Annotated in this window: 12 protein-coding genes and 2 tRNA genes; 5 read left to right on the top strand and 9 right to left on the bottom strand. The window is 57.4% G+C overall.

Features of this window, described 5'->3' with window-relative positions:
• A tRNA-Val gene (locus G5332_RS20175) sits at window positions 1–77 on the top strand.
• Window positions 78–247: 170 nt separating this feature from the next.
• Here the strand turns inward: G5332_RS20175 and G5332_RS20170 are convergent.
• The 6 genes from G5332_RS20170 to fadR form a co-directional block, all read right to left on the bottom strand.
• Window positions 248–2,083: a sigma 54-interacting transcriptional regulator gene (locus tag G5332_RS20170; RefSeq protein WP_227096458.1), complete on the bottom strand. Its 1,836-nt coding sequence runs from the start codon at window positions 2,081–2,083 to the stop codon at window positions 248–250.
• 283 nt (window positions 2,084–2,366) lie between these two features.
• Window positions 2,367–2,831 carry a hypothetical protein gene (locus G5332_RS20165; protein ID WP_076491525.1) on the bottom strand — a complete coding sequence of 155 codons (465 nt, stop codon included), beginning with the start codon at window positions 2,829–2,831 and terminating at the stop codon, window positions 2,367–2,369.
• A 230-nt stretch (window positions 2,832–3,061) separates the two neighbouring features.
• Complete coding sequence (locus G5332_RS20160; protein WP_204477197.1) at window positions 3,062–3,946, bottom strand: AEC family transporter; 885 nt, start codon at window positions 3,944–3,946, stop codon at window positions 3,062–3,064.
• A 12-nt stretch (window positions 3,947–3,958) separates the two neighbouring features.
• Window positions 3,959–4,516, bottom strand: coding sequence for a YaeQ family protein (locus tag G5332_RS20155; RefSeq protein ID WP_005336887.1), 558 nt, complete (start codon window positions 4,514–4,516; stop codon window positions 3,959–3,961).
• A gap of 187 nt (window positions 4,517–4,703) precedes the next feature.
• Entirely contained in the window at window positions 4,704–4,844 is a 141-nt protein-coding gene (locus G5332_RS20150) for a TIGR02808 family protein (protein ID WP_005345965.1), read from the bottom strand.
• Window positions 4,845–5,109: 265 nt separating this feature from the next.
• Window positions 5,110–5,823 carry a fatty acid metabolism transcriptional regulator FadR gene (gene fadR, locus G5332_RS20145; RefSeq protein WP_026034983.1) on the bottom strand — a complete coding sequence of 238 codons (714 nt, stop codon included), beginning with the start codon at window positions 5,821–5,823 and terminating at the stop codon, window positions 5,110–5,112.
• 333 nt (window positions 5,824–6,156) lie between these two features.
• Between fadR and nhaB the strand changes: the two genes are divergently transcribed.
• Window positions 6,157–7,737: a Na(+)/H(+) antiporter NhaB gene (nhaB, locus tag G5332_RS20140; protein ID WP_421249969.1), complete on the top strand. Its 1,581-nt coding sequence runs from the start codon at window positions 6,157–6,159 to the stop codon at window positions 7,735–7,737.
• A 98-nt stretch (window positions 7,738–7,835) separates the two neighbouring features.
• Window positions 7,836–8,357 carry a disulfide bond formation protein DsbB gene (gene dsbB / locus G5332_RS20135; RefSeq protein ID WP_139429851.1) on the top strand — a complete coding sequence of 174 codons (522 nt, stop codon included), beginning with the start codon at window positions 7,836–7,838 and terminating at the stop codon, window positions 8,355–8,357.
• A 78-nt stretch (window positions 8,358–8,435) separates the two neighbouring features.
• On the opposite strand, the gene G5332_RS20130 is transcribed toward dsbB, so the two are convergent.
• The 3 genes from G5332_RS20130 to uvrB form a co-directional block, all read right to left on the bottom strand.
• Window positions 8,436–9,083, bottom strand: a complete 648-nt coding sequence (locus G5332_RS20130) for a DedA family protein (RefSeq protein ID WP_184233993.1) — start codon at window positions 9,081–9,083, stop codon at window positions 8,436–8,438.
• 179 nt (window positions 9,084–9,262) lie between these two features.
• Window positions 9,263–9,520 (bottom strand): YkvA family protein, encoded by a 258-nt coding sequence (locus G5332_RS20125; RefSeq protein WP_421173075.1) that lies wholly within the window; start codon window positions 9,518–9,520, stop codon window positions 9,263–9,265.
• Window positions 9,517–11,529, bottom strand: a complete 2,013-nt coding sequence (gene uvrB / locus G5332_RS20120; protein ID WP_421223924.1) for an excinuclease ABC subunit UvrB — start codon at window positions 11,527–11,529, stop codon at window positions 9,517–9,519. The genes G5332_RS20125 and uvrB overlap by 4 nt, the downstream gene beginning before the upstream one ends.
• A gap of 133 nt (window positions 11,530–11,662) precedes the next feature.
• Between uvrB and G5332_RS20115 the strand changes: the two genes are divergently transcribed.
• A tRNA-Asn gene (locus G5332_RS20115) sits at window positions 11,663–11,738 on the top strand.
• A gap of 773 nt (window positions 11,739–12,511) precedes the next feature.
• Window positions 12,512–14,197 carry an aspartate:alanine antiporter gene (locus G5332_RS20110; protein ID WP_069555802.1) on the top strand — a complete coding sequence of 562 codons (1,686 nt, stop codon included), beginning with the start codon at window positions 12,512–12,514 and terminating at the stop codon, window positions 14,195–14,197.
• Window positions 14,198–14,443: the final 246 nt, after the last annotated feature.

The following is a 14,443-nucleotide window of genomic DNA, read 5'->3' as shown; positions in this document are numbered from 1 at the left end:
GCGTCCTTAGCTCAGCTGGTTAGAGCATCACCTTGACATGGTGGGGGTCGGTGGTTCGAATCCACTAGGACGCACCAGATTAAAAAAGCCCGCTAATCGAGCGGGCTTTTTGCATTCTGCCATGCCGCCACTCCCCTGCCCCGCCACTCCGTTCAGCACAATTCGGCAATGGCGCAGAACCTTGTTCCCATAAAAAAACCCGTGTCGTCTGATAAACGACACGGGCCGGATAGATGTCGCCAGCGCCTCAGCTCTGCACGGCAATCTCGTACTTCTTTATCTTGCGATAGAGGGTAGCAATCCCAATCCCCAGCGCCTGTGCGGCCAGTTTCTTGTTGCCGAGCCGCTGCAGGGTCTCTTCTATCATCTGTTTCTCCATGCTCTCAAGGCCGCTCTCACCAGGGACGGGTTCAGGCAGTTTCTCCGGCGTGGCGGCGAGCGGCGCTGTGGCAGGCACATTGAACGCCGCATCCAGATTGGTCACCGGGATCGACTGGGCGGAGACGTGATGGGGCTCCTGATTGCGGATGATGTTGGGGGGCAGCAGGCTGGCGTCAATCACCTCGCCCGCCTGGCTGACGTTGACCAGATATTCGATGAGGTTGCTGAGCTCGCGCACGTTGCCCGGCCAGCGATACCCCTTGAGCAGCGCCATCACCTCGGGTGCCAGACCGGGATAGACGATGCCGATGCGGCTGGTGTGCAGGTTGAGGAAGTAGTGGGTCAGCAGCTCCACGTCCCCTTCCCGCTCCCGCAGTGGCGGCAGGTTGAGGGGGATGACGTTGATGCGGTAGTAGAGATCCTCGCGAAACTTCCCTTCGGCGATGTATTGATCGAGATGCTGGTGAGTGGCGGCGATGATGCGGATATCCACCGGCACCGGTCGGCTGGCACCGATGGGGGTCACCTCCCGCAGCTCCAGCACTCGCAGCAGCTTGGCCTGCATGGTGAGCGGCATGTCGCCAATCTCGTCGAGGAACAGGGTGCCCTGATGGGCCGCCTGAATAAGGCCCTGCTTGCCGCCGCTGGAGGCGCCAGTAAAGGAGCCCTTCACATAGCCAAACAGCTCGCTCTCCAGCAGTTGTTCGGGAATGGCGGCACAGTTGATGGCAATAAAAGGCTTGTCCTGACGCGGACTGAGGCGATGGACGGCGCGGGCCACCACTTCTTTACCGGTGCCGCTCTCGCCACAAATCAGCACGCTGGAGGGACTCTGGGCGATGCGGTGCAGCAGTCGTTTGAGGGTGCGCATCGGCTTGCTCTCGCCGATCAGCTGATCGATCCGCACATCCGGATCCGGCTCCTGAACCTGACCGGAGTGGGACTGGTGAAACGCCATCAGAAAGAGCTGCTGGCCCTGCACATGATGTAGCTGGCCGATGATCAGCTCCTGACGACCTTCAAAAGTGATGATGTGCTGAAGATGACCACTCAGCCCCTGCTGGGAGAAGGTGAGCGGGCGGATCCCCACTTCGCGCCCCTGCAGCTGTTCCTGCTGGCAACCCAGATGATGGAGTGCCGCCTCGTTGGCGTAGAGCAGTTGACTCTTGTCATCGAGCAGCAGGCAACCCTGATCCATATTGGTCATCAGATTGAGGAACACCTTGTTGACCCCGTCCGACAGCCCGCGTGAATCGAGCAACTTGGCCACAAAGATAGTGGAGATGTGGCGCACATAGTCGCACACATCCTGCAGATTGTTGTTGAGGCGCGCCTGCTGCTCGTCGCTGAAGGCCACCAGACTGATCACCCCTATGCAGCGCTCGTCCACCATGATGGGCACCCCGAGGAAGGCGCGCTCACGGCAGCTCTCCTTGCAGGTACAGCCGTCACACACGGGATCATCGCTGGTGTGGGTAACGATCTTCTCCCGCTGATTATCAATCACATAGCGCAGCAGGCGGGAATCCCCCTCCAGCTGACGTCCGAAGAACTTGCCATAGGGCCCGGTGCCAGCCACCCGAACCATATCGGCATCCACAATCTCGACCTCAAGCTGCAGCACACTCGCCAGCATCTTGGCAAAGCGCAAGATGGTCGGCTGGATCTGCATCAACAGACACTGGTTGCTCACGGATCTCATCCATCATTCCTTTTTGTTCTTGTTATCTTCCCCCTAAAGGGAGTCATGCTGGCCAGATACTAAGGGATATCAGGGGGAACTACTTCGGGGGGGATCACGAAAAGGGAAAATGATCTGCATCCTCCGCGACTTCAGAGGTACAGATAAAATTCAATAAAAACATAAAGATGAAAACACATGCAGCAAGATAAACCACTCGGAACAGCCAAGCCTGCTGATCCGCAAAGTCCATCGACAAATCATGCTGACTGTGGGGAAAACAACCACTGAAATGGCATTTGGCTCACGCGCCACGTACCTGTTTCAAGACTTGGCACTCATGGTCGAAATCCGCTTTATCTTGCGGCTGAATGTAACTTTGCCAGCGGGCAAACAGCTCGGCCGTCGGATATCGATGCAGACGAATACCGGTGCGATAGAGTTTGGGAAAGAGTGGGTCTGGCTGGGATCTCACGACCAGACCGCGCAGTTTCTCGCCAGAGGGAATGGCAATCACCAGCTCATCCCCCTCCTTCAACCGTATGGCCCCCAGAATACCGATGCCTCCGATGGCTATGTCGCGCACCACCACATAGGGCACCGGGTTGAGCAACTCCAGAAACCAGTTACGACGGCTGCATTCTGCCTTGTAACCACCGCCACTGAGAATAAAACGGCGGTGTCTGCGCCAGTCATAACCGGTAGGCAATGCCGGGTCATAGCGCGATTTTGCCTGCCCCACAGGATCAGATTGCTCACTTGTGCTCATCCGGTTTCCCTCACTGGCATTGGTTAAACAGTGTCAGTCAGCTCTGTTTCAACTATAGCTGTCGCCGTTAGGCCCGGGGCTCGGGGGCCGGGGGCCGGATAAGGGGACGACAGATGTATCACGGAGGCAATGTTGGACAGAAATCGCATGGATGAGATGCTAACTACTGCGACTCGGTTCGATCAAGCAATAGACCAGTGAGTCGCACCGCCGCAGCGATGCAATCTGGCTTAGCCGGGCAGATGAAGTGCCAACCAGACCGCCAGCGGGATCACCAGCACAGAGAGGGCATTGCCGCCGAGCACGATACTGGCCACCTTGTCCGGCTGACAGTGATACTGCTCGCAGAGCATGTAATTCAAGACCGCAGGGGGCAAGGAAACCGACAACATCAACAGCGGGACCCACTCCGTCTTGAGGGGCAACAGCCAGATCGCCAGCAGTAGCGACAATCCCCCCGCCAGCAGATAGAGCAGGTTGCACTTGAGCGCGAGGCCCAGGTGATCGAGCTCTCCCTCCATCAGGCGAATACCCAGCGCAAAGAGCATCAGGGGCACCGAGATCTGGCCGAGTAGCGAGGCCGTAGTGACCACATATTCCGGCAGCGTAATGTGCAGGTTGGCCACCAGCAAACCGGCCAGCGCGGCCCACAGTACCGGGCTGCGCAGCCACAGCCAGCGGGAGGTATTTGCCGAAAGGATAAACATGCCGACCGAAAAGTGCAGCAGATTGGAGAGCACAAAGAGGATCACGATGGCCCCCAGTTGCTGCTCGCCAAACGCCAGCACCATCAAGGGGATACCGAGATTGCCGGTATTTCGGAACATGGCGGGCAAGATCAGGGCTGCCCGCTCAATCCCTTTGAGTTTGAGCAGCGCGAGCAGCAGACCGGGTAACAGAATAACCAGCGCCCCCGCCGCAATCAGCGGCATATGCTCCGCCAGTGCCAGCGGATACTTGACCAGCGCGGAGAAGACCAGCGCCGGGGTAAACAGCTCGATATTGGCTCGATTGACGTAACCGAGCGCAGCCCCCGGTCGCAATCGCCCGTAGAGGGCGCCGAGCCCGACCACACCGAACACCGGAATGACGATATTGAGCAAGGCGCTGAACATGGGCGGCGTCCGTTACAGTTCGCGGGCCGGTTTGCCCATCAGCACCACCGGATCCAGCGTCACTTCCAGTGCGCCGTTACTGACCCAGAGCTGACCATCTGAGATAGTACAGGTGAGCTGCATGGTGCGCTCGACCATGGCGGTGAGCGGCAGAGTCTGGCTGTCGGAGAGTTCGATGATGCTGAGGTTGTCATGCTGGCTAAGCTTGCCCTGGTTCTGCTTCCACCAGACGCTGGTGCCACGACCGCCGTAGAGGTAGAGCACCACCTGACGGGCGCGGTTGCAGGCTTTTTTGAGCCGTTTTTCATCGGGTTGGCCCAGCTCGATCCAGAGCTCTATTTCGTCCGAGTAGTTCTTGCACCAGAGCTCGGGTTCATCATCGGCGCTCAATCCCTTGGTGAATTCCAGTCGCTCGGCGGCGTGCCAGGCAAAGGCCGCCAGCCGGATCATCATCCGCTCATCGGTTTCGGAGGGGTGGCGCGCCAGCGTGAGGGAGAAGTCCTGATACAGATTGCGATCCATATCAGACAAACTGATCTGGGCCTTGAATACGGTTGCCTTGAGAGCCATAGAAAACCTTGAACACCTGATAAGAGAAGGGTGAGTGGGAAATACGGGCGCCAGTGTAATCAAAATCGGCGGCAGGTTCGACCATCCGGACCAAAGATTTCCCCTTCCCTGCCGGGATAAGTGCTTTAAAAAACACAAAAAACAAATGCCAGTCCGAAGACTGGCATTTGGCGGCATGAGAAGCGACTCACTTCTCGGCGGACTGTACCCCGAACGCGTTCAGCAGCATGCAACAGGTCACTGCCACCGCCACGAATCCGCTCAGAAAGATAAAGGGCATGGCCCCGTATCCCAGTACTGTCCAGATGGTGTGTTCAAGAAGACTCATTGTTGTGTCCTTCATCCGGTGAAAGGTGTGTTCCTTCTGGCGGATATTGGCTCCGCTCTTGATGCCTCCATTTGACCTCAATCAGCGGTTGGGTCCTATGCCACCAAAGTGATAAATGCAGGGTTCATTTGCGCTGGATCAAGATTTTTGGCCAAATATCCATGCAGTTCAAGCAATTACCACCGCAAATAAAGGATAGACACAAACACGGCAGAATAAAAAAACGCGCCGGATGGCGCGTTTCTTGGACAGCACAGGCAAGGGATCAGTTATCGCAAAGATCGCTTGGCATGTCCTGACGCAGGCGGGTCCACAGCTTGCCGGACTCGATACCGTACTGACGCACCGTCATGAACACGGCTTCGTGGTTCTTGGTCTCCGCCAGATTGAGCAGGGTCTTGTAGTAGGCGTCTGCGGTCTCGCGGGCCTGCTTGTCGGAGAAGTAGTAGCTGCCGACCCGGCTGTACAATCCTTTGAAACCGTTCAGGATCAGGGCGTAGATCGGATTGCCGGAAGCAAACGCCAGCTGGTGGTGCAGGCGATAATCGAACTCGGCATAAGCTTGGGCGTTGTTCTCGACCCCATCTGCGCCACGCAGGATCTCGGCGGCCTGCTCCGGATTGTGACGGATCGCCCCGCGGATAAAGATGGTGCAGATGTGAGTACGGGCGGAGAGCAGCTGAGCTATCAGATCAGGTACCTTGTCCTGATCCAGACGGGCCAACGTCTCCAGAATATTGAGGCCGGAGGTTTCCCAGAAATTGTTCACCTTGGTCGGCTTGCCATGCTGTATGGTCAACCAGCCATCACGGGCCAGTCGCTGCAGCACTTCGCGCAAGGTAGTCCGCGTCACCCCGATCAACTCGGATAATTCACGCTCGGCGGGCAGAATAGATCCGGGAGGAAAGCGATTGTTCCAGATGGACTCGATGATGTATTCCTCGGCAAACCCAGCTGGGCTCTGCGCTTTTATAACCATGAATTGACTCTGTTGTAATGCGTAAAAAGGCTGACGAATGATATCAAAGCGATGATGGCTGGCAAGCATAAGGTCAGTCCTCTGCTCACATATGGCAAATATAGTGTTGGGAATATGTATCTAATCGCCACGAGGGAGCCAGCCAACCCCGACAAGGTGGTTATAAAACAGACAGATGGGCAGAGATCCATCGGCTATCATTTATAATCGTCACGCTTTTTGATTAAAATCACGAGGAATCAGACAGATAAAGGCCAACATCCGGAGGCACAGGTCGAATCATCCTTGACTGCATAGAAGCAGATCCTAACAACAAAGTTGAGACCCATTATCATGCCAATAAGCCTAGGGCAGGCATTCGCCAAGAACTTCTTGGGCAATGCACCACAGTGGTATAAAAGCGCCATCTTGCTATTTCTGGTGATCAATCCGATCGCCTTCCACCTTGATCCTTTCATTGCGGGCTGGTTACTGGTTGTTGAGTTTATCTTCACCCTGGCCATGGCCCTCAAGTGCTACCCTCTGCAACCGGGTGGTCTGCTAGCGATCGAAGCCGTGTTGATCGGCATGACCTCCGCCGATCAGGTCAAGCACGAGCTGGTCGCCAATATCGAAGTGCTGCTGTTGCTGGTGTTCATGGTGGCAGGCATCTATTTCATGAAGCAGCTGCTGCTTTATGTCTTCACCAAGCTGCTGATCGGCGTACGCTCCAAGATCCTGCTCTCCCTCTCCTTCTGTCTGGTCTCAGCCTTCCTGTCAGCTTTTCTCGATGCACTGACGGTCATTGCCGTGGTGATCAGCGTCGCCACCGGCTTTTACGCCATTTATCACAAGGTCTCGTCCGGCAAGGAGTTTGGTCACAGCCATGACCATACCGATGATAAGGAAGTCGCCGAGCTCAATCGCCAGGATCTCGATGATTTTCGCGCTTTCCTGCGCAGCCTGATGATGCATGCCGCCATCGGCACCGCGCTGGGTGGTGTCTGCACCCTGGTGGGTGAGCCGCAAAACCTCATCATCGGCGAGCAAGCCAGCTGGAACTTCGCCGAATTTGCCATTCGCATGTCCCCCGTCACCGTCCCCGTCTTTATCTGCGGTCTGCTGACCTGCGTGCTAGTGGAACAGTTCCGCTGGTTTGGCTATGGCGCCCGCTTGCCGGGCACAGTGCGCGCCATCATGGAGGAGTACAACCGCTACGAAGAGGCAAAACGCAGCCCGCAAGACAAGGCCAAGCTGATCGTTCAGGCATTGATTGCGGTCTGGCTGATCGTCGGTCTGGCCATGCACCTGGCAGCCGTTGGTCTGATTGGCCTCTCGGTCATCGTGCTGGCCACCTCCCTGACCGGGATCACCGAGGAGCACTCGCTGGGTAAAGCCTTCCAGGAGGCACTCCCCTTCACCGCCCTGCTGGCGGTCTTCTTCAGCGTGGTCGCCGTCATCATCGATCAGCAGCTGTTCAAGCCGGTGATCCAGCTGGTACTGGCAGCCAAACCGGAGAACCAGCTGGCCCTCTTCTATCTGGCCAACGGGGTGCTCTCCATGGTCAGTGACAACGTCTTTGTCGGCACCGTCTACATCAATGAGGTGAAGACGGCCATGCTCAATGGTGCCATCGACCGCGCCCAGTTCGATCTGCTGGCGGTAGCCATCAACACAGGTACCAACCTGCCGTCGGTCGCCACCCCCAATGGTCAGGCCGCCTTCCTGTTTATGCTCACCTCGGCATTGGCGCCGCTGCTGCGTCTCTCCTATGGCCGCATGGTCTGGATGGCGCTGCCCTACACATTGGTGCTGGGGCTGATCGGCTTTTTCTCTGTCGAATTGCTGCTTGGTCCTGCCACCGAGTGGTTCTATCAGCATGGATGGCTGGTGATGGAGAGTGCGCTGCCAGCGATACAGCCGGCGCTGCATTAATCCATTGCGACGGTTTCCGAGGGCCCTTTCAGGGCCCTTTTCTTTTCGGTTCCGCTCTGCTCTAATTCAGCCACTGTTTTTTCTGAGAGATCAATGAGATGATCGAGTTTCTCCGCCGTATTGCCGCCCATCGGCTGGCCTGGGGCCTGTTGGCAGCATCAGCCCTGTTCCTCGAGTTGTGCGCCCTCTTCTTCCAGCATGTGCTGGGCCTCTCCCCGTGCGTGATGTGTGTTTACGAACGGTTGGCGACCCTGGGTGTGCTGGCCGCAGGTCTGCTCGGCATGGTGGCGCCGGATAAGTGGTATGTTCGCTGGAGTGCCATGTTGCTGTGGGGCTACAGTGCCTTCCGCGGCTTCCAGCTGGCCCTCAAGCATGTGGACTATCAGGTTAACCCCTCCCCGTTCAACGTCTGCAGCCCGTTTGCCGACTTCCCGAGCTGGGCTCCGCTCGATCAGTGGCTCCCCTGGCTCTTTATGCCGGAAGGGGATTGTGCCCAGATCACCTGGCAGTTCCTCGGTTACTCCATGCCCCAGTGGCTGGTTGTCATCTTTGCCGCTTACCTGTTGGTCTTCACCGTGGTGGCCATCGGCAATCTGGTGAAAGGGCGCTGCTGCAACTGAGTGTCATGCCCGTGTGGAGATAAAAAGGGGGGAGCCATAATGGCTCCCCCTTCTCGTTCTGGTTGACCGTATTTCTGGTTATGCCTTGACTGTACTCATCTTGGCCTTGACCGCGCCGATTACCATGGGCAACAGGGAGATACCGATGATGCCGAAGATCAGCAGGGTAAAGTTGTGACGCACCACCGGCAGATTGCCAAAGAAGTGACCGGCATAGACGAAGGAGAGTACCCACAGCAGGCCGCCAACCAGGTTGAACGCCAGGAAGCGCGGATAGGTCATGGCCCCCATCCCTGCCACGAACGGCGCAAAGGTACGCACGATGGGCAGGAAGCGGGTGATGATGATGGTCTTGCCGCCATGCTTGGCATAGAAGGCGTGGGTCTTCTCCAGATAATCCCGTCGGAAGATTTTGGAGTCCGGGTTGCGGAACAGCTGCTCGCCGAAGAAGTGACCAATGGTGTAGTTGACCACGTTGCCCAACACGGCAGCGATGATCAGCACGGCCGCCAGGGTATGGACGTCCAGCACGCTGCCCACGGTAAGCGCACCGGCGGCAAACAGCAGGGAGTCACCCGGCAGGAACGGCGTCACTACCAACCCGGTTTCACAGAAGATGATGAGAAACAGGATGGCGTAAACCCAGACGCCATAGTTCTCGAACAGCTCTTTCAAATGCACGTCAACGTGCAGAATAAAGTCGATTGCAAAGAGGATCAGATCCATTTTTTCCATACCCATAAAGTGAACGGCGTGGAGTCTACGCCAATGCCATCCGGGCGACAATCACCGGGCTAGCCTCTTTTTCATCCCGCAGTGCCCACCTTCAAATGAAACCGCTTTTCCGCTTCCTGCGAGGGTGGGAGCACAAAGAGAGATGCCGAGCGCCGTGTTGAAAAGGTGAACTAGGAGACCTGTTCCAGCTCGCTGCGCACTGCGGGGGGCAAACAACGCTCCCAGCCCCATAGCAACACCAGCAGCAGGGTCACATCATCGAACCACCCCAGCAAGGGCACCACGTCAGGGATAAGATCCACCGGACTGATACCATAGAGCAGGATAAGGATCACCAGGCCCCTCGCCCACCAGGGGGTACAAGGATGGCGAAAGCCCTGATAGAGACGACGAAGTCGTTGCCAGACAAGCCAGCGTTTGCGGCTCATGACTCGATCAACTCGCTGCGCAACTGCTGGATCTGATCCCGTAGTGCCGCCGCCTGTTCGAACTCCAGATCCCGGGCATGTTGGAACATCTGCTCCTCCATCCGCTTGATCTCTTTGGCAATCTCGCTGGCTGAGCGGACATGGTATTCCCCTTGCGGCTCGGCTGCCTTGCGCATCCCCTTGCCTGGTTTGCCTGCCGTGCGGCTGCCCCCCATGTCCATCACATCGCCAATGGATTTGTTGAGCCCTTTGGGGGTGATGCCATGCTTGAGGTTATGGGCATGCTGCAAGGCGCGGCGCCGCTCGGTCTCCTCAATGGCTACCTTCATCGAGTTGGTGATGGTATCGCCGTAGAGAATGACCTTGCCGTTGAGGTTACGCGCCGCCCGGCCGATGGTCTGGATCAGCGAGCGGGTCGAGCGCAGGAAGCCCTCTTTATCCGCATCCAGAATCGCCACCAGCGACACCTCCGGCATGTCGAGACCTTCCCGCAGCAGGTTGATGCCCACCAGTACATCGAACTTGCCGAGGCGCAGATCGCGGATGATCTCCACCCGTTCGACCGTGTCGATATCGGAGTGGAGGTAGCGCACCTTGACGTCGTGCTCCGCCAGATACTCGGTCAAGTCTTCCGCCATCCGCTTGGTCAGGGTTGTGACCAGCACCCGCTCCTCCACCGCAACCCGTTTGCGGATCTCGGAGAGCAGATCGTCCACCTGAGTAGTCACCGGACGCACCTCGATCTCCGGATCGAGCAAGCCGGTTGGGCGCACCACCTGCTGCACCACATCGCCGCCGGACTTCTCCAGCTCGTAGGGGCCGGGAGTCGCCGAGACAAACACCGTCTGCGGCATCAGCGCTTCAAATTCGTCGAACTTGAGCGGCCGGTTGTCGAGCGCCGAGGGGAGCCGGAAGCCGTACTCCACCAGTGTCTCCTTGCGGGAGCGGTCCCCTTTGAACATGGCGCCAATCTGCGGCACCGTGACGTGGGACTCGTCGATGATGAGCAGGCCATCCCCCGGTAGGTAGTCAAACAGGGTGGGCGGCGGCTCCCCCGGCGCACGGCCAGAGAGGTAGCGGCTGTAGTTCTCTATGCCGGAGCAGTAACCCAGCTCCTGCATCATCTCCATGTCGAACTGGGTACGCTGGCTGATGCGCTGCTCTTCAACCAGCTTGTTGAGGGACAACAGTTGCTCGCGGCGGCTTCGCAGCTCCTCTTTGATATGCTCGATGGCCCCCAGGATGGTCTCACGCGGGGTAGCGTAGTGGGTCTTGGGATAGATGGTGTAGCGCACTACCGTCTGCTCGATGGCGCCGGTCAGGGGATCAAACTGGGAGAGGCGCTCCACCTCTTCATCAAAGAGTTCTACCCGCAGGGCCAGCTTGTCCGATTCGGCGGGGTAGATGTCTATCACCTCCCCCCGCACCCGGAAAGTACCGCGTTGAAACGCCATGTCGTTGCGGGTGTACTGCAGCTCGGCGAGACGGCGCAGGATATCCCGCTGGTTGATCACATCCCCCACTTTGAGATGCAGCATCATGCTCAGATAAGCTTGGGGATCCCCCAGACCATAGATGGCCGACACCGAGGCGACAATCACCACGTCGCGCCGCTCCAGCAGCGCCTTGGTGGCCGACAATCGCATCTGCTCGATGTGATCGTTGATCGAGGCATCCTTCTCTATAAAGGTGTCGGTGGTCGGCACATAGGCTTCGGGCTGGTAATAGTCGTAGTAGGAGACGAAATACTCCACCGCGTTGTCGGGGAAGAACTCCTTCATCTCACCATAGAGCTGGGCGGCCAGGGTCTTGTTGGGAGCCAGGATCATGGTCGGGCGGTTCAGGGTGGCGATGACGTTGGCCATGGTGAAGGTCTTGCCCGAACCGGTCACCCCGAGCAGGGTCTGATGGGCCAGCCCTGACTCGATGCCATTCAGCAGTTGGGCAATCGCCGTGGGCTGATCCCCGGCGGGTTGAAACTGGCTGGCTAACTTGAACAATTTGCTCATGAACACTCCCGACACAAAACAGCAGGAGAGCAGTGTAACCGAGGGGCTGGCAGCGGTACACCCGTGCCATCATCCCGCGAATGGCTTGACCACCTCGGACACCTTCTGTATGATGCTCCTCCTTGCCTGATGTTCCCCCGTAGTTCAGTCGGTAGAACGGCGGACTGTTAATCCGTATGTCACTGGTTCAAGTCCAGTCGGGGGAGCCAATTCCTCACCATCTCGGTGCAAGTTATCCACTTTAGTGCCCTCCTCTGCCAATTTTAATGCACAAGATCCTTCTTGCTGCTGACGCTCCCTTTTGTTACCCGTCCCGGCTCGACAGAGTTTTCTCCTGTCGCATCTAACTATTTGATTTTTATACAAACATTTTTCTTCCGGTATTTTTTGAACAGCCCTTGCATCCCAGTACTGGCGCGGCTTTCAGGGCGATGAACAAGTTTCATAAACAGGGTTATCCACAGAATCTGTGGGTAAGTGCAGCAAGCCCTGTCAGGACGCGGGATTGCCCTTGATGGCCCCCGGCAAAGAGTCATTTTGCTGGCTAACCTGATTTTATGCTGTTTTTTTGCCCCCTCAGGAACAGCGGGGTGACAGGCTCTATTGGCACTTTTCAGAGGCATCTTTTTGCCAACCCATGCCCCGTGGGAGAACGGGTAAATATCAAGCTGATTTGCCCCTCAGCCAACCATGGTGGCCATCGGTTGAATCTGCTGAAACTGATCCCCGCCAAGCGGCCGGACAGCAGAATCTAAAATATCGGCCTGCGCCAGAGCACTTCGGTCGCGGGCAGCAGATTTCACTAATTGACAACGACGGTTACAGCAAAAATTGCCAGATTTCTTCCACTTGTCTCCCTATCACGCCGCCGGCTCCACAGATAGCGTCCGATAACGTCCGATTAATCGCACCCTTGCGCTTCTTTATTGGGGATAGATCCGGCACAATATCGACCCCACTTTTTTCCTCGGTTTTTCCGGGCATGACCATAGATTTCGTGACACTGCTACATCAAAGCGACTCCCTGCTGCTCTTCGTGGTATTGGCCTTCGGCCTGCTGCTTGGCAAAGTGCGGATTGGCAACTTCCAGATTGGCAACACCATAGGTGTGCTGTTTACCGCCCTGCTGTTTGGCCAGATGGGCTTCGAGTTTACTGCCACCACAGAAAACGTCGGCTTTATGCTCTTCATCTTCTGTGTGGGGATTGAGGCTGGCCCCCACTTCTTCAGCGTCTTCCTGCGCGATGGCATCCACTACATCACCCTGACTCTGGTGATCTTGCTGACAGCTCTGCTGCTGACAGTGGGGCTGGCCAAGTTCTTCAATCTGGGGCCAGGCATGGCGGCGGGGATCCTGGCGGGTTCCCTCACATCGACCCCGGCGCTGGTGGGTGCACAGGATGCCCTGCGCAGTGGTCTGCTCAACCTGCCCCATCAAACCGATATGCAGGCGGTACTCGATAACATGGGCATCGGCTACGCCCTGACCTATCTGGTGGGTCTGGTTGGTCTGATGCTGGTGGTGCGCTATCTCCCGTCACTGGCACGACTCGATCTCAATACCGAAGCGCAAAAAATCGCCCGTGAGCGGGGTCTCTCCGACAGCGACAGTCGCAAGACCTATCTACCCATCATCCGCGCCTATCGGGTCGGCCCCGAGCTGGCGGCATGGATAGGTGGTCGTACCCTGCGAGAGACCGGCATCTATCCCCATACCGGTTGCTATGTAGAGCGGATCCGCCGCAACGGCATTCTGGCCAGTCCCGATGGCGATGCCGTCATTCAGGAAGGGGATGAGATCGCCCTAGTGGGCTATCCCGAGAGCCACGAAAAGCTGGATGTAAACTACCGCAACGGTAAAGAGGTGTTCGACCGCAACCTGCTTGACCTACAGATCGTCACCGAAGAGATAGTGGTAAAGAATGACTCCGTGGTAGGCCGCCATCTGGTGGAGCTCAACCTCACCGAAAAAGGGTGCTTCCTCAACCGGGTGGTACGCTCCCAGATCGAGATGCCGTTCGATCGCAACATCATGCTGCAAAAAGGCGACGTGCTGCAGATCAGTGGCGAGAAACAGCGGGTCAAACTGCTGGCCAACAAGATCGGCTTTATCAGCATCCACAGCCAGACCACAGATCTGGTGGCTTTCACCACCTTCTTCGTGCTGGGCCTGCTGATCGGCTCCGTTTCGCTGGTGTTCGGTCAGATCGAGTTTGGCCTCGGCAACGCCGTCGGCCTGCTGCTGGCAGGCATTCTGATGGGTTACCTGCGGGCCAACCACCCGACGGTCGGCTATGTGCCGCCCGGCGCGCTCAGATTGGCCAAGGATCTCGGTCTGGCGGTCTTTATGGTGAGCACGGGACTGAAAGCCGGTGGCGGCATCCTCGACCACCTCAGCGAGGTAGGTACGGTAGTGCTCTTCTCCGGCATGCTGGTGACCACCTTGCCGGTGCTGGTAGGCTATCTGTTCGGGGTCTGGGTGCTCAAAATGAACCCGGCGCTGTTGCTCGGTGCCATCACAGGTGCCCGTACTTGTGCCCCGGCGATGGATGTGGTCAACGAGGCAGCCAACAGCTCCATTCCGGCGCTCGGATATGCCGGTACCTATGCGGTGGCCAACGTGATGCTGACGCTGGCGGGCTCCTTTATCATCGGCTTCTGGTTCTAGCCAACAGCCATCACATTACCGCTAACAAAGAAGGGAGCCTCAGGCTCCCTTCTTGCTATCTGCCCCGCTAGAGAGATGTAGATCAGGTTCATTGGTGTGGCGTCACCTCCCCCCACCATCTGCGCTGAAATCTGCCACCAACCCACTCTTCCTATTCCACAGTGGCCGATGCTCTGCTCTGCTCTGCTCTGCTCTGCTCTGCTCTGCTCTGCTCTGCTCTGCTCTGCTCTGCTCTGCTCTGCTCTG

This window comes from Aeromonas sp. 603757 (assembly GCF_049171255.1).
In the GTDB taxonomy this organism is placed as follows: Bacteria; Pseudomonadota; Gammaproteobacteria; order Enterobacterales; family Aeromonadaceae; genus Aeromonas; species Aeromonas veronii_A.
The sequence above is the reverse complement of the archived record's forward strand: the minus strand, read 5'-3'. Positions and strand labels throughout refer to the sequence as shown.